General features: G+C 59.2%; 24 protein-coding genes and 2 tRNA genes. 10 read left to right on the plus strand and 16 right to left on the minus strand.

The annotated features are described in order from the left end of the window. Positions 1-95: 95 nt before the first annotated feature. The 10 genes from ACEVJL_RS09990 to ACEVJL_RS10035 all read right to left on the minus strand — a co-directional run bounded on the left by ACEVJL_RS09990 (position 96) and on the right by ACEVJL_RS10035 (position 9,300). Complete coding sequence (locus ACEVJL_RS09990; RefSeq protein WP_374737749.1) at positions 96-641, minus strand: hypothetical protein; 546 nt, start codon at positions 639-641, stop codon at positions 96-98. Positions 642-904: 263 nt separating this feature from the next. Next, positions 905-2,026, minus strand: coding sequence for a hypothetical protein (locus tag ACEVJL_RS09995; protein WP_374737750.1), 1,122 nt, complete (start codon positions 2,024-2,026; stop codon positions 905-907). After that, complete coding sequence (locus tag ACEVJL_RS10000) at positions 2,023-3,138, minus strand: antirestriction protein ArdA (RefSeq protein ID WP_374737752.1); 1,116 nt, start codon at positions 3,136-3,138, stop codon at positions 2,023-2,025. The genes ACEVJL_RS09995 and ACEVJL_RS10000 overlap by 4 nt, the downstream gene beginning before the upstream one ends. Further along, positions 3,135-3,578, minus strand: a complete 444-nt coding sequence (locus tag ACEVJL_RS10005) for a hypothetical protein (RefSeq protein ID WP_374737754.1) — start codon at positions 3,576-3,578, stop codon at positions 3,135-3,137. The genes ACEVJL_RS10000 and ACEVJL_RS10005 overlap by 4 nt, the downstream gene beginning before the upstream one ends. Before the next feature lie 76 nt (positions 3,579-3,654). Further along, positions 3,655-4,329 (minus strand): hypothetical protein, encoded by a 675-nt coding sequence (locus tag ACEVJL_RS10010; RefSeq protein ID WP_374737755.1) that lies wholly within the window; start codon positions 4,327-4,329, stop codon positions 3,655-3,657. Positions 4,330-4,702: 373 nt separating this feature from the next. After that, positions 4,703-4,778, minus strand: a tRNA-Met gene (locus ACEVJL_RS10015). A 3-nt stretch (positions 4,779-4,781) separates the two neighbouring features. Next, positions 4,782-4,868: transfer RNA gene (locus ACEVJL_RS10020), tRNA-Leu, on the minus strand. A gap of 77 nt (positions 4,869-4,945) precedes the next feature. Next, entirely contained in the window at positions 4,946-5,509 is a 564-nt protein-coding gene (locus ACEVJL_RS10025) for a beta-class carbonic anhydrase (protein ID WP_110442400.1), read from the minus strand. Positions 5,510-5,587: 78 nt separating this feature from the next. Further along, a complete protein-coding gene (locus tag ACEVJL_RS10030; RefSeq protein ID WP_020989999.1) occupies positions 5,588-6,925 on the minus strand; it encodes a CitMHS family transporter in 1,338 nt (445 codons plus the stop codon). A 179-nt stretch (positions 6,926-7,104) separates the two neighbouring features. Beyond that, positions 7,105-9,300: an ATP-binding protein gene (locus ACEVJL_RS10035; RefSeq protein WP_374737758.1), complete on the minus strand. Its 2,196-nt coding sequence runs from the start codon at positions 9,298-9,300 to the stop codon at positions 7,105-7,107. A 116-nt stretch (positions 9,301-9,416) separates the two neighbouring features. Here ACEVJL_RS10035 and ACEVJL_RS10040 point away from each other — a divergent pair, with 116 nt between their 5' ends. The 8 genes from ACEVJL_RS10040 to ACEVJL_RS10075 all read left to right on the plus strand — a co-directional run bounded on the left by ACEVJL_RS10040 (position 9,417) and on the right by ACEVJL_RS10075 (position 18,564). Further along, the gene (locus ACEVJL_RS10040; protein ID WP_110442403.1) at positions 9,417-10,103 is read left to right on the plus strand and encodes a response regulator transcription factor; all 687 of its coding nucleotides are present in this window, start codon (positions 9,417-9,419) and stop codon (positions 10,101-10,103) included. 200 nt (positions 10,104-10,303) lie between these two features. Continuing rightward, on the plus strand, positions 10,304-10,636 hold the full coding sequence (locus ACEVJL_RS10045; protein WP_374737760.1) for a hypothetical protein: 333 nt from the start codon (positions 10,304-10,306) through the stop codon (positions 10,634-10,636). A gap of 595 nt (positions 10,637-11,231) precedes the next feature. Continuing rightward, positions 11,232-12,353: a peptide chain release factor 2 gene (prfB, locus tag ACEVJL_RS10050; protein ID WP_008982426.1), complete on the plus strand. Its 1,122-nt coding sequence runs from the start codon at positions 11,232-11,234 to the stop codon at positions 12,351-12,353. Between the two features lie 143 nt (positions 12,354-12,496). Beyond that, complete coding sequence (locus ACEVJL_RS10055) at positions 12,497-14,104, plus strand: peptide chain release factor 3 (protein ID WP_374737762.1); 1,608 nt, start codon at positions 12,497-12,499, stop codon at positions 14,102-14,104. Positions 14,105-14,107: 3 nt separating this feature from the next. Continuing rightward, positions 14,108-14,935 (plus strand): Cof-type HAD-IIB family hydrolase, encoded by an 828-nt coding sequence (locus ACEVJL_RS10060; RefSeq protein ID WP_235396434.1) that lies wholly within the window; start codon positions 14,108-14,110, stop codon positions 14,933-14,935. A 43-nt stretch (positions 14,936-14,978) separates the two neighbouring features. After that, positions 14,979-16,292: an electron transport complex subunit RsxC gene (rsxC, locus tag ACEVJL_RS10065; protein WP_374737765.1), complete on the plus strand. Its 1,314-nt coding sequence runs from the start codon at positions 14,979-14,981 to the stop codon at positions 16,290-16,292. Further along, positions 16,285-17,943 carry an RnfABCDGE type electron transport complex subunit D gene (locus ACEVJL_RS10070; protein ID WP_235396438.1) on the plus strand — a complete coding sequence of 553 codons (1,659 nt, stop codon included), beginning with the start codon at positions 16,285-16,287 and terminating at the stop codon, positions 17,941-17,943. The genes rsxC and ACEVJL_RS10070 overlap by 8 nt, the downstream gene beginning before the upstream one ends. A 36-nt stretch (positions 17,944-17,979) precedes the next feature. Further along, positions 17,980-18,564, plus strand: coding sequence for an Rnf-Nqr domain containing protein (locus ACEVJL_RS10075; protein WP_374737767.1), 585 nt, complete (start codon positions 17,980-17,982; stop codon positions 18,562-18,564). Between the two features lie 49 nt (positions 18,565-18,613). On the opposite strand, the gene ACEVJL_RS10080 is transcribed toward ACEVJL_RS10075, so the two are convergent. Continuing rightward, on the minus strand, positions 18,614-18,772 hold the full coding sequence (locus ACEVJL_RS10080) for a DUF1540 domain-containing protein (RefSeq protein WP_008982419.1): 159 nt from the start codon (positions 18,770-18,772) through the stop codon (positions 18,614-18,616). Between the two features lie 54 nt (positions 18,773-18,826). Beyond that, positions 18,827-19,660, minus strand: coding sequence for a DUF2238 domain-containing protein (locus ACEVJL_RS10085; RefSeq protein ID WP_302668748.1), 834 nt, complete (start codon positions 19,658-19,660; stop codon positions 18,827-18,829). A 73-nt stretch (positions 19,661-19,733) separates the two neighbouring features. Here ACEVJL_RS10085 and ACEVJL_RS10090 point away from each other — a divergent pair, with 73 nt between their 5' ends. Then, positions 19,734-19,946: a hypothetical protein gene (locus ACEVJL_RS10090; RefSeq protein ID WP_008982417.1), complete on the plus strand. Its 213-nt coding sequence runs from the start codon at positions 19,734-19,736 to the stop codon at positions 19,944-19,946. A 30-nt stretch (positions 19,947-19,976) separates the two neighbouring features. Here the strand turns inward: ACEVJL_RS10090 and ACEVJL_RS10095 are convergent, their stop codons facing one another. Further along, entirely contained in the window at positions 19,977-20,780 is an 804-nt protein-coding gene (locus tag ACEVJL_RS10095) for an enhanced serine sensitivity protein SseB C-terminal domain-containing protein (protein WP_008982416.1), read from the minus strand. Between the two features lie 140 nt (positions 20,781-20,920). Here ACEVJL_RS10095 and sfsA point away from each other — a divergent pair, with 140 nt between their 5' ends. Further along, on the plus strand, positions 20,921-21,601 hold the full coding sequence (gene sfsA / locus ACEVJL_RS10100; protein WP_374737770.1) for a DNA/RNA nuclease SfsA: 681 nt from the start codon (positions 20,921-20,923) through the stop codon (positions 21,599-21,601). 42 nt (positions 21,602-21,643) lie between these two features. Here the strand turns inward: sfsA and ACEVJL_RS10105 are convergent, their stop codons facing one another. The 3 genes from ACEVJL_RS10105 to rpe all read right to left on the minus strand — a co-directional run bounded on the left by ACEVJL_RS10105 (position 21,644) and on the right by rpe (position 23,735). Next, entirely contained in the window at positions 21,644-22,381 is a 738-nt protein-coding gene (locus ACEVJL_RS10105; protein WP_374737771.1) for a hypothetical protein, read from the minus strand. Positions 22,382-22,400: 19 nt separating this feature from the next. Continuing rightward, entirely contained in the window at positions 22,401-23,003 is a 603-nt protein-coding gene (recR, locus tag ACEVJL_RS10110) for a recombination mediator RecR (RefSeq protein ID WP_008982413.1), read from the minus strand. An 87-nt stretch (positions 23,004-23,090) separates the two neighbouring features. Continuing rightward, the gene (gene rpe / locus ACEVJL_RS10115; RefSeq protein WP_302668744.1) at positions 23,091-23,735 is read right to left on the minus strand and encodes a ribulose-phosphate 3-epimerase; all 645 of its coding nucleotides are present in this window, start codon (positions 23,733-23,735) and stop codon (positions 23,091-23,093) included. Positions 23,736-24,015: the final 280 nt, after the last annotated feature.

Below are 24,015 nucleotides of genomic sequence, written 5' to 3' on the forward strand. Positions count from 1 at the left end.
TACAGAGCGTTACCAGAAATGGTGCAAACGCAAGGGATACCATTTCAGAGCAGAGAAAGCGTTGGACATCTATGCCAGCAGCTGTGGCCACTTTACTACGCTGCCGAAGAACGACAATATTGATGTGGGTCTGTGCACTCCTGAGCCGTACCATCTGCAAAGGTCACTCGCCCCACTATCTTGTCCTTTTGGCCCATTTCCTGCTGCCGCTTATCATAGCAGTATAGGTAGCCCTGATAATCACCCGGAGCAGGGGTACAGCGGAGACAGTAGCGGTAGTGGTCTGTTTCGGCCACATACCCAAAGCTTCTGCTGTCCTCTGTGATGGCACCGCCGTTTTTGTGACAGTAGCTACTCATGGAGGCCAGATCTTTTAGCGGCCCGTGTGCTCGCAAGGTGTCAACGATAGCTTGGAGTTCTTCCTTGAATTCCAAAGTATTGAATCGATCCTCGTTGTGAGGCCACCAGGTATGCCAGAATTCCTTGCCACCAGAACCAAAGTCCATGCGGATGTGACCAACTGTGCCCAGAGCTTCATCCTGTTTCTGGTCCAGTTCTGAATAGAAAAGGCCCGCCTCCTCAATGGAAGCGGGCCTCAGCTGAACGCCGTTTTCACATTTTTTCGTATATTTCTGTTTCATTGTTTTTCACCTCCTTGGTTTAGTAAGTACACAACATACCACAGTTTAGAGAGATTAGCCATGGTCAAAAACATTTTTATTAAGAGAAGTGAAAATAGCCTACAACAGCAGCTCCCAGTACGGCCAGCAAAGCCACCGAGATCATGAGTTTCTTTTTCATTTGCATTCCTCCTAATCCATCAGGTGATGCTGTTCAGTATTCTTTACTTTAAGCAACGTATAAGCTATCAGTTTTACCAAGAGAAAATTGACTACCCGAGTCATTATGAAAGGTATTCCATCTCTAACGTATGTGTCTCCTCAGAAAAAGGGCTGCTGTATCGCCGGATTAAGCCGAACTCAGTTTTCCGGACACCATCCTCCACCATAGCGTCCTCGCCCATCCTCTCAAAATCCATATACCCGTCGATGGTGTTAATTAGCTCATCATCAGCACCAATACGTCGCAGAACAGCTTTTCCGTAAGCATCCAGATCATCTGAGAAGTGTTCGTAGTCATCCAGATTCATGGCGTAGTGCAGGGCCTCTTGAAGAGTTTCCGGTTGCTCTACAGAAAGAACCGACAGATATTTCATGAGCTCTCTATCTTCAAGTTGCATTCCTTCAATTGCCCAGGCCAATTCATTTGCGTCTTCCACGCATACTCCCGTGGTGGGAATATACTCGTTCAAATTGGGAACAGAAAAAGAAATCCTGGTAATTGCGGCCTCTGCAAAACAATCAATCCCAAGCAATTTTTTTACTCGCTCCAACTCTTCCTTCAATGCCGGAAGCGATACACTCACTTGCGCTTGAGTGGAGGAGAGCTCAAGCCGGATTTTTTCCGCATTCTCTCTGACGGGTTCAGCATCCTGCTTGCGAAGCAAATAGCCAGCGTGCGTGTACGCCCCTCCATGCTCAGCATAGTATTCCGCACCGATTTTCGCGAAGTCCAGGTAGGGCCAGGCCGCTTCGGGGAATCTGGGATCACCCTGAATCTGACCGGCAACAGCGACATAACGGCCGAGTGTCACATCTGAATTGATATTGGGAATGAGGATGTAGTCCGAAACCTGCTCCGCCACACGGATAACATCGTTCAAATCGTTGATGCTGTTGCCATCCAATGCGCCGGCATAGATGTTCCGTTCGTGGGAGTCCATTTGGGCAATGATACTCGAAAGCCGATTCAGCTGTGCAAGCTGTGTTCTGGAATCAGGGTCAAGTCGGCTGAGGTACGACGGCAGATTGGCGATCATGCTTTTGATCTCAACGATCTTTGTTTTTCCTTCTCTGCTGGCCTCATCAAGTTGTCTGGAGGCTTCAGCAATAGCACTCTGAGATGCGGGAAACTGGAGCGGGACAATGGCAGAACTCCCGCTGCGGCTCATAAAGAGTTGGATCATGTCATCCCTCCTATCTGAAAGTCCTGCTCCCGCTGATAGGCCTCTGCTGGGTCGTCTGCCATCAGCTCCTCTAGACTTACTGCACCGACATAGGCGATGTAGCCGCGGTTGGTAAACACTCCCGACTGATAGTGCATGTGCTGCAGGCCATACCGCTCATAGTTATAAAACTCGTCCAGATTGGGGTCATACTCAAAATGGCCGGATTTCTGGATCATGTATTTCCCGTATTCAGCAGGGGTGTGAGCGCCAGGGGCGAATTCAAACAGATCCAAGTTTTCTGCCAAACGGCGGATTTGGCTGACACATTCCGGCTTGGCCATACTTACTGCGGCCCCCAGCTTCTCACGGTCATCATATGAAAGCTTATCCACGACCAGTGCCAGCTTATTGAGCTCGTGGATGTTATCGCACTGGAAGTCCAGTGCTACGTCCACTTCCTCTGGGAATGAACTGTCAGATATAAAGAGGCAAATATCCTTTGGGTCAGCAATGCCGGATCGCTGCATGGCGCGCTCAATTTGTCCTTTTGATGCAGGGAGATAGATCCAGGTCACATTCCTGCTGTTCTCCGGCTCCCACCGAGAGGATATCCCGACAGCAGTCATATCGGCCTCATAGTGGTAGCAGGGCAGGTGTTTTCCATCATAGAGCCGTGAAAGCTGCATGCCGTTGCCATAGACCACTCCGTAGCGGGTGATAGTCCCCTCATTGTCCTCAATCAACAGGACAGCGGTTTCCACTCCGTCCAGCTGTTCCAGTTCTTTCATGCTGGCACACCCGCCATGGATGTTCATGTAGTGATCACGGCCAACCTCTTTCAAATTTGTGAAGTCCGTGATCACCGTCGCCTGCTGGCAGCAGAAGGTCAGGTTGATGAGATCCTTCATGCTGGTGAGATTCAGCTTTTCAGCCATCGCCTGAAATTGCGAAATCTCGCCCACAGTAAAGCTGTCCAGCCGCTTTGCCAGATATGGGCACTCCGTGTCCTCGCTGCTGTATTGGAAACCGGGAGAATACCGGCCGTGACCTCTGGGCTTGAAATTGGGCGGGGTCATCATCTGCTGTTCCAGCTGGCACAGCGGCGTATCTCGCATGAAATAGCGTGTCATAAGGTCATGTTCATCCCTTCCTGCTTGATTTCGCCATTGTCTTCTCTGATATCCGCATTCTCCTCCATGTCGTTCTTCTGACCGAGGACAAGGTATTCGCCCGGATAAAGTTCCATTTCGTAAAGCACGCTACCATCACTACTTCTGCGGTCAAGGACCTTGATGGTCGTGCCCTCAAATAAATAGTTGGATGCCTTTTCGAAATCAGAGCGGAATCCCTTCCCGTAATTACAGGTCGAATATTGATGAGTCGGCTGATCCTTGACCACGGAATAGTAAGCGTTGGTCTGAACCTCAGTCACCACCCGTACAAGCCCGACCAGGGCAGGGTGCTTGCTATGGCTGGTTGCCACCAACTCTGTCCCGGGGCGGATACAGCGTTTTAACTCAGCCAGATTTTTGATGCGCAGCGGCGCTTTTTGTTCGTTCTTTTGATCCAATCTTCAATCCTCCTGTCTGGTTTGAGGCAATAAAAAAGCGCCGGAGTCTTATTTCCAAAACTCCGGCGCCTGAATACTACATGATCGGTTCTTGGTTGTAGGGTTCCATGGGGTGCTGCTCCTGCTCTCTTATGCGCTCCAGAGCATCGGGAGCTGCAATGGCAATCTGCTCCTGAACACTCCGGATGCACTTTTCCTGCTCGGCAGTCAAGTCAAAACCAGCGTCCAAGGTGTCAGAGCAGCACCGGTAGATTTCGATAAGTTGCTCTTGATTGAAGATCTGTTGTTTGGGAATGAGGCCGGCGCGGATGACGAAGTCCTGTTTGGCACCTGCATAGTTTTCCTGAAAGTAATTGCCCTGGTTGAGACCTGTGTGGTCGAAGCTCCAGTCCCATGTGACGAATTGGACGCCAAGCCGGGTGGGATGGGCAGCCAGCACGGCTCCGTTGAAGTCAGCCAGCAGGCGGTAGTCACCGGTCAGGCTCTGGGCTTGCAGGGGCGGAGCCTGTTCCAGCAGCGTCATGTACTCCCGCACGGTGCAGGCCAGATCGGTGGCTCGCTCACAGGCTCGTTCCCGTTCCGGCGTCGCTACATCCCCCTGCCAGTAGCGAACGCCTCCGTCCGCTGTGATCCGGCAGAGGGGGAGACCATCCCACTCCACGGGAAGCAATTCACCCTGCTCAGGCTGGGAGGTAAACCCCTCCCGCGTGAGCGCAATATGTAGTTCCTCAAAATACTGTTTTCGATCCAAGTTGATTTCCTCCTGTGCGTGACGCCTTTTGGGCTCTCGTTTTGATTTTATCTGAAAACAAAAAAGGCCGTCACCTTAAAAAAGTGACGGCCAAGATGTGTGGAATAGAAAAGTGGTTTGTACTACATTTTAGCACAAACCACTTTGTTCACAAAAATTTAACAAAATAATTTTCGAAGAAACAGAAATTTTTCCGTGTTGCTCACTCAAAATTGAGCGCAAAAGCCCCCAGTTTTAGTTCAAGTCCTCACCGCACGGGGAAGAGGTGGGAAGATATCTTTTTTTCGTGCAGTCAAAAATGGACGCGAAAAAACCCCGAAACCGTTGCGGCTTCGGGGTTTTCCGGTGCGATATCTTTTTTGGTCGCACAATGTGGTTGCGGGGGGCGGACTTGAACCACCGACCTCCGGGTTATGAGCCCGACGAGCTACCAACTGCTCTACCCCGCGATATGGTGCCGGAGACCGGGGTCGAACCGGCACGGGATTGCTCCCACGGGATTTTAAGTCCCGGGCGTCTGCCAATTCCGCCACTCCGGCATAAGGGACGTGGCGCCGATCTCGTTTAAGTGCTCAATTAGAATACCATATCTCCAGGCCGGTGTCAAGAGGGATTTTTACGTTTTCTGGCCGTCCTGCTCCAGCACCCGCAGCGCGCCCGTGGACGAATCGATGATCAGGCCGTGGATGGCCACATCCCGAGGCATGAGGGGATGGGCTCGGAGCATCGCCACACTGTCCCGCACTGCCTGCTCCTCTCCGGAAAAACCGGTAAACCAGGCGTCCAGGTCTACCTCTCCCGCCTCATCGATCTCCGAGAGAATCTCCGGCGCAATACCCCGGGCCAGCAGGTGCTGCCGGATCACCTCAGGACGCATGCCGCACACGCCGCAGTCGGTGTGGCCGATCACCAGGATCTCCTCCACGCCCAGCTCCAGCACCGCCACCAACAGGCTGCGCACCACGCCGCCGTAGGGCGCCAGCACCACGCCCCCGGCATTTTTGATCATCTTGACCTCCCCGTTTCTCAGCCCCAGGGCGGCAGGCAGCAGGTGGGTGAGCCGGGTATCCATACAGGTGAGGATGGCCAGCTTCCGGTCGGGATATTTGGTGGTCTGGTAGGGGAGGTAGTCCTTTCGGGCCACAAATTCCCGGTTAAAGTTTAAAATTTCACTGAGCATGGGAAGGCTCCTTTCTATGGATATATGGGAACACCGCCTCCGGACGGAGACGGTGTTCCCATGTAGGGGGGACTGGGATTACAGGACGATAACGCCCAAAAGGAGACCGGAGATGAGGCAGCAGATGCTCACGCCCCAAATCCAGAAGAAGCTGTTTTTGATGTGGTCCTTGATTTCCACACCGGCCAGGCCGACACCCAGGAAGGTGGCAGGCACCACGGGGCTGATGAAGGTGGCGCAGTTGCGGCAGACCACCATGGCGATGGCAGTATGAGCGGGATCCACACCGAAGGCATCGCCCACGCTGATGAGCACGGGCAGCAGGCCGTAGAAGTAGGAGTCGGTGCAGAACAGCAGGGTGAGGGGCACGGACAGCACGCCGATGATGATGGGCAGGAAGCGGCCCATGGAGGTGGGGATGAAGGAGGCCAGGACATTGGCCATGTGGTTCATGATGCCGCTCTGCTCCAGCACGCCCAAGAACACACCGGCGGCCAGAATGGTGGAGGCCATCATCAGACCGGCGGAAGAGTGGGACTTGATGATCTTATTCTGCATCTTGGCGCCGGGGTAGTTGACAAACAGGGCGATGACGCAGCCGATCATAAAGGTGCAGTAGGAAGGGATTTTGACAAACACCAGGGCCAGAATGACCACCAGGGTCAGGATCAGGTTGACCCAGAAGAACTGGGGACGGGCCAGCTCGTTTTTCTGCTCCTGGCTGACGCCGGTATCGTCGCTGTCGCCGTAGTCAATGACCAGAGTGCTGTTGACACCGGCGCCCCGGCGCTTCTCAATGTTGCCCCAGACAAAAGCGGTCACAAGAGCGATGACAATACCAACCGCCTGCATGGGCATCAGCTGGATCCACAGGTCATTGGCCTCAATGCCCAGCACGGAGGCGGAGCGCATGGTGGGGCCGCCCCAGGGCAGCAGGTTCATCACGCCCATGGCGGTCACGCAGATGAGCAGCAGGGTGGTGGGGCGCATCTTCAGCCGCTTGTACACGGGAAGCATGGCGGGGATGGTGATCAGGAAGGTGGAGGCTCCGCCGCCGTCCAGGTGGCCGATCATGGCAATGATACAGGTCATCACGGCCACGCCTACCACATTGGTGCCTACCTTCTTCATCAGGGCATTGATGATCCGGTCAAACAGGCCCACATCATTCATGATGCCGAAGAACAGCACCGAGAAGATGAACAGGGCGGCCGTGGAGTGGACGTCAGCGACGCCTGCGGCAATAAAGTCGCCCATCTCTTTGATGGTAAAGGTTCCGGTAAGTACCAGAATCGCGGTAGTCACGGTGGATACGCCTACAAAGGCCAGAGCCGGTACGGTGACATTCCGCAGCAGCAGGACGATGATGGCGATGACGGTAGCAAAGCCCAACAGCGCCAGCATGGTTTCATTCATTGTAACTTCCTCCTCATTTTTCTTTCTTCTCCCGCTTAGTTTTAGTGATTTTTATTATAGGGAGGAAAGCTTACACCATCCACGCATTCCGCTTACAGTCCTGTAAGGCTGGCCTTACAGTTTGTTAAGAAAGGGTCAAAAAATGGGCTGGGGAGGTCCCCAGCCCATAAAAACATCTTTTAAAGTGTGGTTGCGCCGACTGCCTGCTCCCCCCGGAGCCGGTGCGCCTCCTCCAGAATGGCCTGCGCCGACACCGGCTTTTCCAGCCAGCCCTGAATGAGTCCCCGGTTTTTGGCCTCCAGCACCTCCCGGGTGGGACGCTCCACCAGCAGGAGCTTCATCAGCCGGGGGTACTTGCCCTGGAAGGACAGGCAGAAGTCCAGAGCCCGCTCCTCCTCCAGGCCGCCGTCCGCCGCCAGCACGTCTACCGCGCCCCGCTCCAGCACAGCGGCAGCCTCATCCCAGTCCCGGGCAGTTTCCACCGGAACATCCATGGCCCGAAAACTGTCGGAGAGCATTTGGAGCACCTTGGCGCTGCTCCCTACCAGCAGGATAGTGGGCTGCTCCCCGTCCAGAGCAGGGGAGGGGACGCTCTCCGCCTGGGCCACCGGCAGCAGGATGTGGAAGACGCTGCCCTGGCCCACCTGGCTCTCAGCGGTGATGCTGCCCTTGTGAGAGCGGATGATCTGGTCAGCCAGAGACAGCCCCAGGCCGGTGCCCTGGCCCGCCTTTTTGGTGGTAAAGAAGGGGTCGAAGATCTGGGCGAGGGTGGCGCTGCTCATGCCGCAGCCGTCATCCCGGATATCCAGGCACAGATACCGCTCCCACAGCCGGGAGGGGGGTGTCAGGCCCCGCTCCTCCAGTTCCTCCTTGCCCAAGGCCCGTCCGGTGATGGCGATATGTCCCTCTTTTTGTCCAATGGCATGGACGGCGTTGACCGCCATATTGAGCACCACCTGGCTCAGCTGGGTCTCATTGCCCAGGAACGCCGCCCCGCCAAAGTCCAGGTCGATGTCCAGCTCCACGTTGTCCGGACAGATGGAGCGTACCATCTTCATCACCCGGCCAAAGGCCTCTCCGGCGTCCAGGCGCTTGTAGACAGTCTCCACATTCTTTCGGCTCAGGGCGGACAGCTGCTGGATGATCTCCTTACAGTGTCCGGCGGCCTGGGCGATCTCCTGGGCACTGTCGTAGAGCTCGGAGTCCTCGGGCAGGTCCAATAGCATCAGCTCCGCGTGGCCCAAAATAGGGGTGAGCAGGTTGTTGAACTCATGGGCGATGCCTCCGGTCATGGTGCCCATGATTTGAAGGCGCTGCTGGTGAGCAATGGCCTGTTCGCTGCGGTGCAGCTCCTCCAGGGCCTGATTGATCTCTCGCAGGTCGGAGATCTCCGCCTGGCTGCGCTGCCGGTCCAGCATCAGCTTGCCCAAATAGAGGACCATGGCGGTGACGCACACCGTCAAAGCCAGAAACACCAGGGCCAGGCGGATAAAGCCCTGGGCCACCGGGGCGTACATGTCGCTGTAATCCATCACCGCGCTGACCACCAGGAAGTCGTCCCCCACATGCACCGGCGACCAGGCGGCCACCTTGCGCACCATGGGCAGGTCGGGGTCCATCCACCAGTAGGACTCGTACTCCATGACCCCCTGGCCCCCCTGGTTCTGGGCCTCCACCAGCTGGTTGAGGCTGGTGAGGTCCACACCGGGGTAGAGCTCCTCCCGGCCGGAGATGACATTGATGCCCAGCTGGCTGTCCTCCGGGTGCATGAGGATCACGCCGTCGGAGTTTTTCACCAGCACATAGCCGTTGGTGCCCACATGGAGCTGGGCGATCTGCTTTTTATAGTAGTTCCCCAGGTCTATCAGCAGGCACAGCCGACCGCCTTGGGGCAGCTGGCCTCCCAGCATCAGGCACAACGTTTTATCCTCCATCTGCACCTGGGCCACCTGCTGGCCCTCCTGGGTGGTGGAACCAAACACCTGGGCTACCTGGCTGTCCCGGATGCGGAAGGTGATCTGGCCATCCTTCCCCAGCACTACCACATCATATATCGCTCCCTCATGGCTGTCCGCATAGGTCTTCAGCTGCTCCCTGGCTCCCGCGGCCAGGTCGGGGTCATCCAGCTTCTCCGCCGCAAGGGAGAGGCTCTCCAAATCCGCCTGGGCCTCCTGGATATACTGCTCCAGGTTCTCACTGATGGCCTGGGTGGTAAGCAGCATCTGCTCCTTCTGCTTGTCGATGATGCTGTTTTTGTATTGCAGCCAGGTGGCCACACCCAGGTACAGCAGTCCGGCCAGAAACAGCACCAGCACCACCGCGGTACCCAGCATTACCGGCCGCATCTCCGGGCGGCTGCGCTTCTTCTCTCTCATAGCGGCTTCCTTTCTCCAGGGAATTGACTTGTTTCCCCCCTGATATTATAATAATTCCAGAAAAAATCACAGGGCGTTTGTGCAGTTTGCTCAGGTGCCTGGAAGGGGGACAGGACATGGCGGATCAGGTGCTCATTGTGGACGACGACCCGGCCATCTGCAAACTGCTGGAAAAGGTGATGCGCAGCAACGACATGGACTCCCAGGCGGTGGGCAGCGGGGAGCAGGCCCTCCAGGCCCTGGAAGCACGCACCTTTGACATCATTCTGCTGGACGTAAATCTGGGAGACATGGAGGGTTTCGAGGTGCTGCGCCGGCTGCGGGAGCGGGGGATCAAGACCCCGGTCATCATCATCAGCGGCCGCAACGAGGACTACGACTCCCTCTACGGACTGTCCCTGGGAGCAGACGACTATGTCACAAAGCCCTTCCGCCCGGTGGTGCTGGGAGCCAAGGTGAAAGCTCTGCTGCGGCGCAGCCGGGAATTTTCCTCTGCCGCTTCCCAGCAGCTGCGCTGCGGCCCCTTCCGCTATGACGGAGCCACCATGCGCTTTTTCAAGGGGGAGGAGGTGCTGGACCTGTCCTCCCGGGAGGGCGCCCTGCTGCTTTTATTCCTCCAGCACCCCAACCAGGTATTCACCAAGGACATGCTCTACGAGCGGGTGTGGGGCACGGCGGTGGCGGTGGATGACAACGCCATCATGGTCTACATCAACCGCCTGCGGGGCAAGATCGAACCCGACCGCCAGCATCCCGTCCACATCCGCACGGTGCGGGGACTGGGCTACCGCTTTGTGCCCTGACATCTGCCCATCACAACATAGAGATTATACCATATGCGGGGCTTCAAAGCCCCGCATTTTTTAAAAAGGGAACTGGAACATTCCGGTTTCCTTTCTTTTTGCGCAAAATTGCAGATTGAAAAAAACCAACCGGTTCCTTTTGCGTCTAACCAAATAGAAGGGCACAAAGGGATCGATTCTCATGGAAAGGAGTCACGGCAATGAAATTATATAAAAAGCTTCTTTTGGCCGCCGCGCTTGTGGTGGTGGTCGGCGGGTGCTATGCTGCCTATCGGGTGCACCAGGTCCACGCCAGCTACTATGCAATGGCGGGAGAGGTCACAGTCATGGATAAGTTTGAATCCGGGACAGAAAACTATATCGTCATTGAGGAGGCCACACAGCAGCAATTTACGCTGTCCTGCAGCCAAGAAGACTACGACCGGGTTCATGTTGGGGATCAAATAAACTGCGAGCGACACCAGAGCATCGTGACCCATCAAGGCGAGGTCCACAGCATCCAATCCCACGCTGCCCCCCGAATTGCAATTTAAGCGCTGGAAAATTTTAGTTCCTTGGGTGTACAAAATCCGGCACATATTGCGCCCTGCCCGGCATATACTGGTCTGTATGCCGGCAAGCACCGGACAACGTTACCCAAGGAGGCGAACAAAAATGGAAGAAACCGCCATGTATAATACTCATCCCTATCCTCAGATCCCGGTCCCCGCGCCCAAGGATCTGGATGACCTGATTTTCCAGGGCGAGGTGTGGCTCATCAGCGATCGCTGAGGGCGGTCTCCTATACGGAGACCGCCTTTTCCTCAAACAAGCCGCAAAGCGCCTTGTTTGAATCAGGATTGCACGCAAGTTCGGCCTCGATTCCTTACGGAAAAGTCGGCCAAACTTGCGTGAGAAGTGTTTTTTCCGAGGCACCGGTCCCCGGAAAAAACCAATTTCAATTTATTCCGCCGCCACCGGGCGTCGGAACTCCTTGCAGGAGGGCCTTTTCCATTCTCTCCATTATGAAAATCCCCGATTTTTCCTGCGGGGGTTTACTTTTCTTCCCGCGTCAGATATAATATTTTAGCTGAATTTTCATGTTTCCCCACCGGGAAGTTTATTTTTGTTAAAGAGAGTGAGGACCCTATGCTTCAATTCGACGAGTACAAAGTCAAGCTGAACAATCTGGCCCCCACCTTGGAGAAGCTGGGCCAGGCCCTGGACCTGGAGAGCGCCGAGCGGGAGCTGGATATGCTCCAGGCCGAGTCGGCCGCCGACGGATTCTGGAACAACCTGGAGAAGGCCCAGAAGGTGCAGCAGCGCATCAAGACCCTCCAGACCAAGGTGGACAAGCACCATAAGCGTAAGCAGCACTGGGACGACCTGATGGCCCTGTGCGAGATGGGCAACGAGTTTGAGGACGAGTCTCTGGTCCCCGAGCTGGAGGAGGGCTACGCCGCCCTGGAAGAGGAGATGGAGGAGGCCCGGCTGCAGACCCTGCTCACCGGCGAGTACGACAGCTCCAACGTCATCCTGACCATCCACCCCGGCGCCGGCGGCACCGAGGCCCAGGACTGGGCCCAGATGCTCTACCGTATGTACACCCGCTGGACCGAGCGCCATGGCTTTACCTACCAGATCATGGACTACCAGGACGGCGACGAGGCGGGCATCAAGTCGGCCACCATTATGATCGAGGGCGAGAACGCCTACGGCTACCTGCGGGGCGAGCACGGCGTGCACCGTCTGGTGCGCGTGTCTCCCTTTGACGCCAACGCCCGCCGCCAGACCTCCTTTGCTTCCGTGGAGGTCATGCCCGACCTGCCCGAGGACGTGGAGGTGGAGATCCGCCCCGAGGACATTGAGATGCAGGTCTACCGCGCCAGCGGCGCCGGCGGCCAGCACGTTAACAAGACTTCCTCCGCCGTACGTCTCATTCACAAGCCCACCGGCATCGTGGTGGCCTCCCAGCAGGAGCGCTCCCAGTTCCAGAACAAGGACAACTGTATGAAGATGCTCCGGGCCAAGCTGGTGGAGCTGCAGATGCAGGAGAAGGCGGAGAAGATCTCCGACCTGAAGGGCGTGCAGCTGAAGATCGAGTGGGGCAGCCAGATCCGCTCCTACGTCTTCATGCCCTATCAGCTGGTGAAGGACAACCGCACCGCCTACGAGACCAGCAACATCGGCGCCGTGATGGACGGTGAGCTGGACGGCTTCATCAACGCCTACCTCACCGCCGAGGCCACCGGAAACTGGGCGGAAAAATAACGATTTTTGAAAAAATGCCTGGAACAGCCCCGCTGTTTCAGGCTTTTTTGTATTTCCGCCCCCTTGTGTGAAGGTGCGGAATATGGTAAAATAACTTGTTTATATGCAGGTTTTCCCCCATTCCTTCCATCGGAGGTTTTGATATGTCACAATACGAGTCTGAAATCAAGCGCAGAAGAACATTCGCTATCATTTCTCACCCTGACGCCGGTAAGACCACCCTCACCGAGAAGTTCCTCCTCTACGGCGGAGCCATCGCCCAGGCCGGCCAGGTCAAGGGCAAAAAGAACACCCGCGCCGCCACCTCCGACTGGATGGAGATCGAGAAGCAGCGCGGTATTTCCGTTACCTCTTCCGTGATGCAGTTCCAGTACGAGGGCTTCTGCATCAACATTCTGGACACCCCCGGCCACCAGGACTTCTCCGAGGACACCTACCGCACCCTCATGGCCGCCGACAGCGCCGTCATGGTCATCGACGCCGCCAAGGGCGTAGAGGCCCAGACCCGGAAACTCTTCAAGGTTTGCGCCATGCGGGACATCCCCATCTTCACCTTCATCAACAAGATGGACCGGGAGGCCCGGGACCCCTTTGAGCTGTGTGAGGAGCTGGAGAAGGAGCTGGGTATCGACACCTACGCCATGAACTGGCCCATCGGCTGCGGCAAGGAGTTCAAGGGCGTGTACGACCGCCAGAACCGGAAGGTCATCCACTTCACCTCCAACACCAACGCCAAGGCGGCCACCGCCACTGTCATTGAGCCCGACGACCCCGCCCTGGCCGACCTCATCGGCGCTGCCAAGCGGGACCAGCTGGTGGACGAAATTGACCTGCTGGACGGCGCCTCCTGCGACTTTGATCTGGACCGGGTGCGCCACGGCAAGCTGTCCCCCGTGTTCTTCGGCTCCGCTCTCACCAACTTCGGCGTGGAGCCCTTCCTGGAGGAGTTTTTGCGCATGACCACCGCGCCCCTGCCCCGAAAGGCAGGAGACGAGATCATCGACTCCTTTGACGAGGACTTCTCTGCCTTCGTCTTTAAAATCCAGGCCAATATGAACAAGGCCCACCGGGACCGCATCGCCTTTATGCGGGTGGTCTCCGGCAAGTTCCAGGCGGACAAGGAGGTCTACCACGTCCAGGGCGGCAAGAAGATCCGGCTGTCCCGGCCTCAGCAGCTGATGGCCGCCGAGCGCGAGATCATCGAGGAGGCCTACGCCGGCGACATCATCGGCGTGTTCGATCCCGGCATCTTCTCCATCGGAGATACCCTGTGCTCCCCCAGCAAGAAGTTCAAGTTCGACCCCATCCCCACCTTTGCTCCCGAGCACTTTGAGCGCATCCGCTCCATCGACACCATGAAGCGCAAGCAGTTCCTCAAGGGCGTGGAGCAGATCGCCCAGGAGGGCGCCATCCAGATCTTCAAGACCCCCTACACCGGCATGGAGGAGGTCATTGTGGGCGTGGTGGGTACCCTGCAGTTTGACGTGCTGGAGTACCGCCTGCGCAGTGAGTACAACGTGGAGCTGTACAAGGAGGGCCTGCCCTACGAGTATCTGCGTTGGATCGTCAAAGAGGACGAGGACGCCCAGCCCCTCAAGGAGGAGGACCTGCTGCTGCCGGGCGACGCCAAGCTGGTGGAGGACTACAAGGGCAACCAGCTGCTGCTGTTCGCCTCCCAGTGGTCCATCCAGTGGGTGCAGGACCGGAACAAGAACCTGAAGCTGGCCGAGTTCGGCGGCGCGAGGTTTTAAGCCATGGCGCCCAAGCTCATTCTCGCCGACCTGGACGGCACCCTGCTCGACGAGAAAAAGCATCTCACCCCCCGCAGCCGCGCCGCCCTGGAGCGCGCCGCTGCGTCCGGCGCCCAGGTGGTCATCGCCACCGGCCGGTTTTTCGGGGGCGTGCCCGACTTTTTGAAGGAACTGCCCTTCCTGCGCTATTTCATTTTGATGAACGGAGCCAAGGTATATGACCGGGAAACCGACACGGTCCTCTACCGGGCCGAAATCCCCCTGGACACCGCCCAGGCGGTCTACCGCCTGCTGGAGGGTCTGGGCTGCACCGTGGACTGCTACCAGAACGACCGGGGGATCATGCCCCGAAAGTTCCTGGACCACCTGGAGCACTATATCCCCGACCCGGTGGTGCGCATGATCATCGGTCCCAACCGCCTGCCGGTGGACGATCTGCCCGCCGCCATGGCCCAGGGCGGCGACACGGTGCAGAAGATGCAGTCCTTTTTCCCCGACCTGGAGCTGCGGCCCCAGGCCATGAAGCTCCTCTCGGAGCAGTTCCCCCAGCTCATCCAGTCCATCTCCCTGCCCACCAATCTGGAGCTCAACGCACCCGGAGCCACCAAGGGGGACGCGCTGGAGGCCCTGTGCCGCCATCTGGGACTGGACCTGCTGGAGGCCGCGGCCTTTGGCGACGGCACCAACGACCTGACCATGATTCAGAAGGCCGGCGTGGGCGTGGCCATGGCCAACGCCGCCCCGGACGTGCTCCAGTGCGCCGACCTCGTCGCCCCCTCCAACCGGGAGGACGGCGTGGCCCAGATCCTGGAGCAGTGGTTCCCTCAATAACGATACGCCAGACTCGCCCCTCGCGGGGCTATGGAGGCAAGCTATGAGAACTCGATTTTTAGGCGGGGTACACCCCACCTCCCATAAGGAAAGCACCCGGCGCAAGCCCATCGTGCCCCTGGAGGAGCCGCCCAAAGAGGTGGTCATCCCTATGGTGATGTGCGCGGAGGGCGGCGCGGAGCCGGTGGTGAAAAAAGGCGATCTGGTCACCGTGGGTCAGGTCATCGCCAAGCCCACCGGCGACGGGGTATACGTCCACGCCAGCGTGTCCGGGCGGGTGAAGGCCATTGAGCCCCGTCCCCACCCCTGGGGAGGCAAGTGGGACGCGGTGGTCATTGAAAATGACTTCAAGAACACCCCCTATCCCGACCTGCCCCTGCCCATGGACTGGGAGCGGATGAATCGGGAGGAGGCCCTCCAGCGCATCTGCCAGGCGGGCATCACCAGCCTGGGCGGCGGCGCCAGCCCCACCCACCTGCGCATCCGCCAGGCGGTGGGCAAGACGGAGGTCCTCATTGTCAACGCCGCCGAGTGCGAGCCCTACCTCACCGCCGACCACCGCCTGCTGCTGGAGAAGGGCGACCAGATCCTCCAGGCTGTGCAGATGCTCAGCCGCCTGGTGCGGGCCGAGAAGGCCATCCTGGTGGTGGCGGGCGACAAGCTCAACGCCGTGGAATTTCTGGAGCGCCGCCTGCGCCGGAAAAAGCGTGAGGTGGAACTGGTCACCATCCAGACCCGCTACCCCTTAGGGATGGAAAAGCAGCTCATCCGCGCCGTCACCGGCCGGGAGGTGTCTCCGGGACAGTCCGCCCTGGATGTGGGCTGCGCGGTCTTTAACGTAGCCACCGTGTACGCCATCCGCCACGCCCTGCTCACCGGTGAGCCTCTGACCCACCGGGCGGTGACCGTCAGCGGCGGCGCGGTGGCCCGGCCCCGAAACCTGTGGGTGCCCATCGGCACCCCGCTGCGCTGCCTGCTCCAGGCGGCGGGCGGCCTGCGGGAGGAGGCCGCCATCACCCTCACCGGCGGCCCTATGAACGGCATGATCCAGGAGAACCTGGACGCCCCGGTGGTGAAGAACACCAACGCCCTGCTGTGCCTCACAGCCCAGGAGCACAACGTCAACCAGCCGGAGATGGTGTGCGTCAAGTGCGGTCACTGCGTCTCCGCCTGTCCCATGGACTTAAACCCCGTTCTGGTCTACCGGGCCATGCGCCTGGGGGAGAAGGAGCTGCTGGACAACCTGCACCTGGAGGACTGTATGGACTGCGGGTGCTGCTCCTACATCTGCCCCTCCCACATTCCCCTGATGGACCTGATGCGCCAGGCCAAGAAAGAAGGTGCATCCCATGACTGAGCTGAGACCTGTCATCCGCCGCCAGCCTCCCCAGATCGCTCAGGTGTCCAGCATCTCCAGCACCATGCTGGACGTGATCGTGGCCCTGCTGCCCGCCCTGGGTATGGCGGTATACCTGTTCGGCATCCGGGTACTGGCTCTGACGGCGGTGAGCGTCATCACCTGCGTGGTATCTGAGTACGTCTACCGCCGCCTGCGGAAGCTCCCCGACACTACCCAGGACCTGTCCGCCTGCGTTACCGGACTGCTGCTGGCCATGACTCTGCCCGTCACCGCCCCCTACTGGGCGCCGGTGCTGGGCGGCGTGTTTGCCATTGTCGTGGTCAAGCAGCTCTACGGCGGCCTGGGCCGCAACTTCATGAACCCCGCCCTGGCCGGGCGGATGCTGCTGACCACCTTCCCCGGTATCATGACCAACTGGGTGGACGCCTTCCAGCACCCCGGCCTGCTGTCCACCGCCGACGCGGTGACCTCCGCCACTCCCATGTCCTACCTCCACAACGGCCAGCTTCCCCCCCAGAGCGTGGGTCAGCTGCTGATGGGCCAGCACGGAGGCGCCATGGGCAGCGTGGCGGTGATGATGCTGATTCTGGGCGGCCTTTACTTAGTGGCCCGCCGGGTCATCCAGCCCCGGGCACCTCTGGCCTTCCTGGCCACCGTGGCCCTGCTCACCTTCCTGTTTCCCCAGGGAGACGGCGGCCGTGTGGCCTGGATGCTGGCCCAGCTCTTCAGCGGCGGGCTGATGCTGGGCGCCATCTTTATGGCCTCCGACTACACCACCACCCCCGTCACCCCCCGGGGCCAGGTCCTGTTTGGCGTGGGGTGCGGCCTGCTCACTGTGCTGCTGCGCTACTTTGGCTCCTATCCTGACGGAGTGGGCTGGGCCATTCTCACCATGAACTGCTGCGTATGGCTGCTGGACCGCACCGGCATGCCCCGGCGCTTCGGTGTGGGCCGGTTTGCCGCCACCCGGGAACAGATCACCCAGGTGCGTGCCAGCCTGGCCAAGATCAAATTTGTCAAGCCCCAGCTGCGGCTGCTCTCCCGGGCGGGAGAGGGCACCATGCCCGGCGAAGGGTACCTGGACGAGCTGCGCCTGAAGGTGCGCCAGTGGGGCGTGCTGGCTGTGGCCGTGGCCCTGATGGCCGGCATGGTCTTTGGGGTACACCAGCTCACCGACTTTGCCACCGTGCGCACCGAGACCAAGCTCCAGCAGGAGCTGCTGTCTCAGGTAATGCCCCAGGCCACCACCCGCACGGAAACTCCCTTCCGGGCCTCCGGCGCCCTGAGCATCACCGCCGGCTACAACAATGACGGCCTGGTGGGCTACTGCGTGGAGGTCCAGGCCCACGGCTTTGGCGGTCTGATGACCGCGGTGGTGGGCGTGAACACCAACGGCGAGGTTACCGGCGTGGCCATCACCAGCCACAACGAGACCCTCAGCACCGGTACTCAGGCCCTGGAAAGCGACTATCTGGATCAGTACAAGGGCAAGTCGGGCACCATCCGCTCCTCGGGCAGCAACGCCGTGGATACCATCTCCGGCGCCACCGCCACCTGCGACGCGGTCACCGACTGCGTCAACCAGGCCCTGTCCATTGTGGCCAATCTGGATACGGAGGGTGTGGAATATGTGGACGGCGAAGTGTAAGTCCCAATTCCCCCGGAAATGGAAGGAGGCAGTCCTATGACCGCTGTATACCTGGCAGGGGTGGCTCTGGCCGCCCTGCTGTCGGAAAACTTTATTCTGGTCAACTGTCTGGGCATCGGCACCCGTACCCAGGCCTTTGACCACCCCCTGGAGGCAGGCCGCACCGGCGCGGCCCTGACGGCGGTGATGACCCTCACCGCCCTGGTCACCTGGGTGGCCGACCAGCTGCTGTACCACTTTGCTTTGGACTACTACCAAACCCTGGTGTTTGCTCTGGTAGGCCCGCTGGTGGTGTGGGCTCTGCGCAGCTTCCTGCACTCCTGCGTGCCCGAGCTGTCCCGCCGCCTGGACGAGGGCCTGTCCTCCATCACCTCCAACTGCGCCGCCATGGGCGCGGCCCTCATTATCTCCCAGCGGGGATACAACCTGGGCGCCGCTCTGCTCTTCGCCCTGTTTGGCGGTCTGGGCGCCACCATCGCCCTGATCAGCTTTGCCGGACTGCGTCTGGACCTGAACGTAGACGGCTGCCCCAAGAGCTTTCGGGGCGCACCGCTGGAGCTGATCACCGCGGGGCTTATGGCCCTGTCTCTGGTGGGATTTTACGGCCTGCATCTGGCGTAAACAACATAAAAAGGCCCGTCCGATTGGACGGGCCCTTTTTTATGGGTTTTTACTTCAGCTGGAAGGAGTCGCACTCGGTGCCCTTGCAGCTGGTGGGGTTGCCCTCACAGCAGCCCACGCGGATCTGGTTGAGAGAGCAGGCGTTCTGGGCGGAATGGTGGACACAGCTGTCCACGGTGCAGTGAATGTGATTGTTGTTCTGATCCATTGTTATAAAACCTCCTCACAGTGGATGAGGTTAGTATGCACTCTTTTCCGCAGGTTATTCCTGAGGGTTGGAAGTTTCGTCCTCGGGCAGCACCTGGGGAATAAAGTTGCGGGCAAACCAGCCCTTGCCCCGGCTTTTTACGTAAAAATAGCCCACAATGGAAAAGACCACCGCACCGATGAAGTTGACCCACAGGTCCTTCATGGTGTCCAGGATGCCAATATCCAGATAGCCTCCCACACCCAGAGGGATCTGCTCATCCCCGCACACCACGATCACATCGGTGATGCCCTTGATGGCTATCGGGGTGTTTCCGCCGGTGGGATCCAGGTTCACCGAGGAGATGACGTTCACCACCGTGTCCTTCTGCATGTCCAGCAGGAAGAACTGGTCCATGGTGCACTCAAAAAACTCCCACAGCACGCCGATGGTCATGGAGAAGCAGAAGGCCACGATGGCCATGTACACCGGAGAGAGGGACAGAGAGACTCGCTTGTTGCGGTTGCACATGTCCACCAGGGAGAAGCCGATGGCGGCGCACAGGAAGCCGTTGATGGTGTGCAGCATGGTGTCCCAGTAGGCAAAGGTGGTGTAAAAGGCCCGGATCTCGCCCAAAATTTCCGCGGCGAAGATAAACAGCAAAATGATGATCTCCAACGCGTTGGGCAGGTCAATTTGCAGGCTCTTTTCAAAAATGGTGGGCAGCAGAAAGAGAATCAGCGTCAGTATACACAGAAAGACGTTTTCAAAGTTGCCGTTGAAGAACTGTGCCACCATCATCAGGATCACCAGCAGCCGCAGCACGATGTACACCGCGGCCACCACACTCTTTTTTCGCAGGGTGTGGTGGGCGGAGACCAAAAAGTTGGATTTTTTCTTGCGTCCCATGATGGACCTCCTTGCTAACAAGCGACGAACCTTTTTCCCCGGGGCGCATAAGATGGGGAAGAGGTGAACATATATGGATCTCAAGCGCAATCAGATCACGCTCTCCCAGCTCATGGCCGACCCCAAGGCCAAGGCAGTGCTTCAGCGCCGGTTCGGCCCCTATCTCAAGCACCCCATGGCCAAGGCGGCCGGCTCTCTCACGCTGGCTCAGCTGAGCGAAATGGCGGCCGTCTATCTGCCCCAAAAGACCATTCAGGACACCATCCGGGAGCTGGGCGCCCTGTAACATTCTCTGGACCGCACTTGCGGTCCTTTTTTATTCTCCCCGGACGTAGAAGGGCATGGCGTCCTCGGTGGCGGCGTCGGCAAAGCCGGTGCCGTAGGGGATCATATCCACCGGCAGCTTGCCGAAGTGGGGAGCGGCAGCCTGGGCGATGGCCTGGAAGACCTCAGCCTGCTCGCCGGTGTGGTCCACCACGATGATATAGCGCTTCATGCCGTCCTGGCGCACCATCTCCCGCAGCCACAGGCGCTGGATCTCTTCCCGCTTCTCGGCCAGCTCGCACACCGCATCCAGCAGCTCCTCAGGCTCCTCTTCCGGGTCGCCCACCATCACCTGGGTGTCCTTCTCCACCTGCTCCTCGGCATAGCCCCGGGCCAGCTCGGCCTTCTTCCGGGCCATGTTCTCCAGGCTCTTGCGGTCCAGGGTGAGGCTCAGGCCCAGGGGATTGATCACCATACCGGCGGTGCGGTCGTCCTTGAGGACCATCTCGGCGTAGTTGTCAAAGCGGAGCATGACCACCCGCTGCTCCTTGAGCTTGCTGAACTTGCGCAGCTCCTCCCAGTCGGTAAAGGCGGGGAAGAAGGGGCGGCCGTCCTTGGTGGTGATGAGCTGGAACTGGATGGCGGTCTTGCCCTGGAGCTGGGGAGGCACATTGCTTCCCTTGGGCACAGGAGCCAAAATCACCGGGGCCAGGAAGGACGCGTGGTGGAGCACCAGGTCCAGCACCTTACCCTGATTGAGGGGGGTATTCTCTTTGTGGAGGGTGGCCAGAGCCTCCACAAGCTGGGGGTTGGAAATCTTCTGCAGATCAATGGCAGGCTTTTTTGCTTCAGGCATAATACAGCTTCCTCCTATCCCGACCGGTCCCGGGGACTTGCCCCGGCGGCGGTCCTGGGTTATACTCAATTTGGGTCCGGCCCTCGCTTTGACCGGACGCTTATCTTATATCATACCAGAAAACGGCGGAGGAACACAAGATGCAGTATGGTAAAATCCTCCCGGCCCGCTTTCTCTCCCGGCCCAACCGCTTTGTGGCCCGGGTGGAAGCGGAGGGCGAGGAGCTTGTTTGCCACGTAAAAAATACCGGGCGCTGCTGGGAACTGCTGGTACCCGGAGCCACCGTCTGGCTGGAGGAGAGCCCAAATCCGTCCCGCAAGACCAAATTTGACCTCATTGCGGTGGAAAAAGGGGACCGGCTCATCAATATGGACGCTCAGGCCCCAAACAAGGTGTTTGGGGAGTGGGCGGCGGCAGGGGGCTTCCGGGAGGGGCTGACGTTGCTGCGTCCGGAGACTACATATGGGAGTTCCCGGTTTGATTTTTACTGGGAGTCATCAAAAAGCCGGGGTTTTGTGGAGGTCAAAGGGGTCACGCTGGAGGAGGACAGCGTGGTCCGCTTCCCCGACGCCCCCACCCTGCGGGGGGTGAAGCATCTGGACGAGCTGGTGAAGGCCCGGGAGGCGGGCTACGAGTCGGCGGTGTGCTTTGTTATCCAAATGGAAAACGTGCGCTGGTTTGCCCCCAACGATGTGACCCATCCCGAGTTTGGGCAGGCCCTGCGCCGGGCGGCCCAGGCAGGGGTGGAAATTCTGGCCATGGACTGTGCCGTTACGCCCCAGTCGCTGACAATGGGAAAGTCGGTACCCATCCGATTGTGAAAAAAATAAGGTGGAGCAGCCAACGCTGTTCCACCTTATTGTTTACCCGCGAAAGCGGGGAGAACGCGGAAATTTATACCGGCACAGCTGTTCCTGGCAGTGGGCGCACTGGAGCAGCTTGTTGGAGCCGAACCAGAACCGCTCCGGGTAGCGGCGAAACCGCACCTCCCACACCACCAGCACCACCAGCCCCAATCCCACCAGGCTCCAGGAGAACCAGTGGGGAACAAAGGCCATGGGGGTGGCCATCATCCAGGACCCCCAGGCAAAGATGCGGCAGTTGACGCAGCACCGGTTGCCCATCAAAAAGGTCTGGAAGGGGCAGAAGAACAGCACGCAAATGAGGTCGCTGAGGTAGTAAAAGGCACACAGCAGCACCAGCTCCGCCACGCCGATGGTCCTGCGCCAGTAGAGGATTCCAAACACCAGGTTGCCCGCCAGCCACACCGCGGCTACCTTTACCGCGCCCCGGTTCTGCTGCCGCACCGCCTCCTTGAGGGATTGGCGGGAGTAGTTGGCCACGGGGTCAAAGCGGTTGGGGTATTGCTTCATACACCCGGCGGTCAGGGCGCTTTTGGGGTTGAGCTGGGCCAGCATGGAGCACGCCACCGCCAGCCACAGCAGCACAAGTGGTACGGTCAAGGGCTTTCCGGCGGTGAAATCCGGCCAATCCGGAGCCCACAGGAACAGGGCCGCCACAAACAGAAAGACGACCAGTCGAAAGGTCACCGACCGCAGATACCGGACGGTGAGTTTAGTCGGTTTCGGGAGTGCTCGCACGAATATTCCTTCTTCTCTCTCACATTTCCCGCCGCCCCTCCAGAGCCCTCATGAGGGTGGCGTCGTCGGCATACTCCAGGTGGCTGCCCACCGGGATGCCGTAGGCCAGCCGCGTCACCTTCACGCCAAAGGGACGCAGCAGCCGGGACAGGTACATGGCCGTGGCCTCTCCCTCGGTGTCGGGGTTGGTGGCCATGATGACCTCGTCCACACCCCCGGCGGACACCCGTTCCACCAGGGATTTGATGTGCAGGTCGTCGGGTCCCACGTGGTTCATGGGGGAGATGACCCCGTGGAGCACGTGGTAGAGCCCCTGGTACTCCCGGGAGCGCTCCATGGCCACCACGTCCTTAGGGTCGGCCACCACGCAGATGGTGGAGGCGTCCCGCCGGGGACTGGAGCAGATGGAGCAGGGTCCCTCGCCCTGGGTCAGGTTCTGGCACACCGGGCAGCAGTGGATGGTGGATTTGGCGGTCAGGATGGCCTGGGCAAAGGCAGCCGCCTCATCCTCAGGCATGGACAGCACGTGGAAGGCCAGCCGCTGGGCCGATTTCACGCCCACACCGGGCAGCTTGGCAAACTGCTCCACCAGATTTTCCAGAGCGGGGGGGAAGTACTGCATAATAGAAAAAACCTCCTTGTCCTGTTCGAAAAAGAAAAGGACGAAAAGAACTTGGGAAAAACTTCGTTTTCCCCTAAATCAACCTATTTATACCCGAAGAGCGGCAATGGCGGCGGGGATGTCCTCCTTGCCGTACACGGCGGAGCCGGCCACCAGCACGTTGGCGCCCGCCTCCACCACCAGGGGCGCGGTCTTGGGAGCGATGCCGCCGTCTACCTCCAGCTCACAGGCCGGGTTGTACTTTTCGATGATGGCGCGCACCTGGCGAATGGTGTCCAGCTGGGACTCCATAAAGGCCTGGCCGCCGAAGCCGGGCTCCACCGTCATTACCAGCACCATGTCCAGCTCCTCGATGTAGGGCAGGATGGCATTGGCCGAGGTGATGGGCCGCAGGGCCACCGCCTTCTTCACGCCGCACTCACCCATGACCTTGAGAGCCTCGGCGATGCGGGTGGGGTGGTCGGCCTCCAGGTGGATGGACAGCAGGTCTGCTCCCGCCTTGGCAAAGTCCTCGATGTAGCGCAGGGGCTTGTCGATCATCAGGTGCACATCCAGGAACATGTCGGTGCACTTGCGGATGGACTTGACCACCGGGACGCCGATGGTGATGTTGGGCACAAAGCAGCCGTCCATCACGTCCACGTGGAGGTAATCGGCGGAGGACACCTTTTTAATGTCCCGTTCCAGGTTGACAAAATCGGCGGAGAGAATAGAGGGGGCGATCTTGATCATGACGATTCCTCACTTTCAAATACTGGCGGGACCGGCCAGGAACCCGCTGCATAGGATGACAGGCGGAGAGGGAGGGCGGCCGTCCTCCCGGGGCGCCGCCGGGCTGCTATACTCGCTCCAGGCCGTGCCCACGGCCCCACTGCCGGACCTCCCCGGCCCGGCGGCCCGCCGCTTTTGAATACCCGCCCGATGGGACCTTGTGTCCCGTCGGGCGGCCCCGCTTTCTTGAAAGAAAGCTTGGCAAAGAACTTCCTGGGAAGCTTCGCTTCCCTTCTGCGCC

This window comes from Flintibacter porci, from assembly GCF_041925195.1.
In the GTDB taxonomy this organism is placed as follows: Bacteria; Bacillota; Clostridia; order Oscillospirales; family Oscillospiraceae; genus Lawsonibacter; species Lawsonibacter porci.

Excerpts from the sequence above, each read along its gene's own strand:
- sfsA (WP_374737770.1), top strand. The coding sequence starts at position 20,921 with ATGCAGTATGGTAAAATCCTCCCGGCCCGCTTTCTCTCCCGGCCCAAC.
- ACEVJL_RS10045 (WP_374737760.1), top strand. The coding sequence starts at position 10,304 with ATGAAATTATATAAAAAGCTTCTTTTGGCCGCCGCGCTTGTGGTGGTG.
- ACEVJL_RS10055 (WP_374737762.1), top strand. The coding sequence starts at position 12,497 with ATGTCACAATACGAGTCTGAAATCAAGCGCAGAAGAACATTCGCTATC.
- ACEVJL_RS10075 (WP_374737767.1), top strand. The coding sequence starts at position 17,980 with ATGACCGCTGTATACCTGGCAGGGGTGGCTCTGGCCGCCCTGCTGTCG.
- ACEVJL_RS10095 (WP_008982416.1), bottom strand. The coding sequence starts at position 20,780 with ATGCCTGAAGCAAAAAAGCCTGCCATTGATCTGCAGAAGATTTCCAAC.
- ACEVJL_RS10035 (WP_374737758.1), bottom strand. The coding sequence starts at position 9,300 with ATGAGAGAGAAGAAGCGCAGCCGCCCGGAGATGCGGCCGGTAATGCTG.
- prfB (WP_008982426.1), top strand. The coding sequence starts at position 11,232 with ATGCTTCAATTCGACGAGTACAAAGTCAAGCTGAACAATCTGGCCCCC.
- ACEVJL_RS10040 (WP_110442403.1), top strand. The coding sequence starts at position 9,417 with ATGGCGGATCAGGTGCTCATTGTGGACGACGACCCGGCCATCTGCAAA.
- ACEVJL_RS10085 (WP_302668748.1), bottom strand. The coding sequence starts at position 19,660 with ATGGGACGCAAGAAAAAATCCAACTTTTTGGTCTCCGCCCACCACACC.
- ACEVJL_RS10025 (WP_110442400.1), bottom strand. The coding sequence starts at position 5,509 with ATGCTCAGTGAAATTTTAAACTTTAACCGGGAATTTGTGGCCCGAAAG.
- ACEVJL_RS10070 (WP_235396438.1), top strand. The coding sequence starts at position 16,285 with ATGACTGAGCTGAGACCTGTCATCCGCCGCCAGCCTCCCCAGATCGCT.
- recR (WP_008982413.1), bottom strand. The coding sequence starts at position 23,003 with ATGCAGTACTTCCCCCCCGCTCTGGAAAATCTGGTGGAGCAGTTTGCC.
- ACEVJL_RS10030 (WP_020989999.1), bottom strand. The coding sequence starts at position 6,925 with ATGAATGAAACCATGCTGGCGCTGTTGGGCTTTGCTACCGTCATCGCC.
- ACEVJL_RS10090 (WP_008982417.1), top strand. The coding sequence starts at position 19,734 with ATGGATCTCAAGCGCAATCAGATCACGCTCTCCCAGCTCATGGCCGAC.
- rpe (WP_302668744.1), bottom strand. The coding sequence starts at position 23,735 with ATGATCAAGATCGCCCCCTCTATTCTCTCCGCCGATTTTGTCAACCTG.
- rsxC (WP_374737765.1), top strand. The coding sequence starts at position 14,979 with ATGAGAACTCGATTTTTAGGCGGGGTACACCCCACCTCCCATAAGGAA.
- ACEVJL_RS10080 (WP_008982419.1), bottom strand. The coding sequence starts at position 18,772 with ATGGATCAGAACAACAATCACATTCACTGCACCGTGGACAGCTGTGTC.
- ACEVJL_RS09990 (WP_374737749.1), bottom strand. The coding sequence starts at position 641 with ATGAAACAGAAATATACGAAAAAATGTGAAAACGGCGTTCAGCTGAGG.
- ACEVJL_RS10000 (WP_374737752.1), bottom strand. The coding sequence starts at position 3,138 with ATGACACGCTATTTCATGCGAGATACGCCGCTGTGCCAGCTGGAACAG.
- ACEVJL_RS09995 (WP_374737750.1), bottom strand. The coding sequence starts at position 2,026 with ATGATCCAACTCTTTATGAGCCGCAGCGGGAGTTCTGCCATTGTCCCG.
- ACEVJL_RS10060 (WP_235396434.1), top strand. The coding sequence starts at position 14,108 with ATGGCGCCCAAGCTCATTCTCGCCGACCTGGACGGCACCCTGCTCGAC.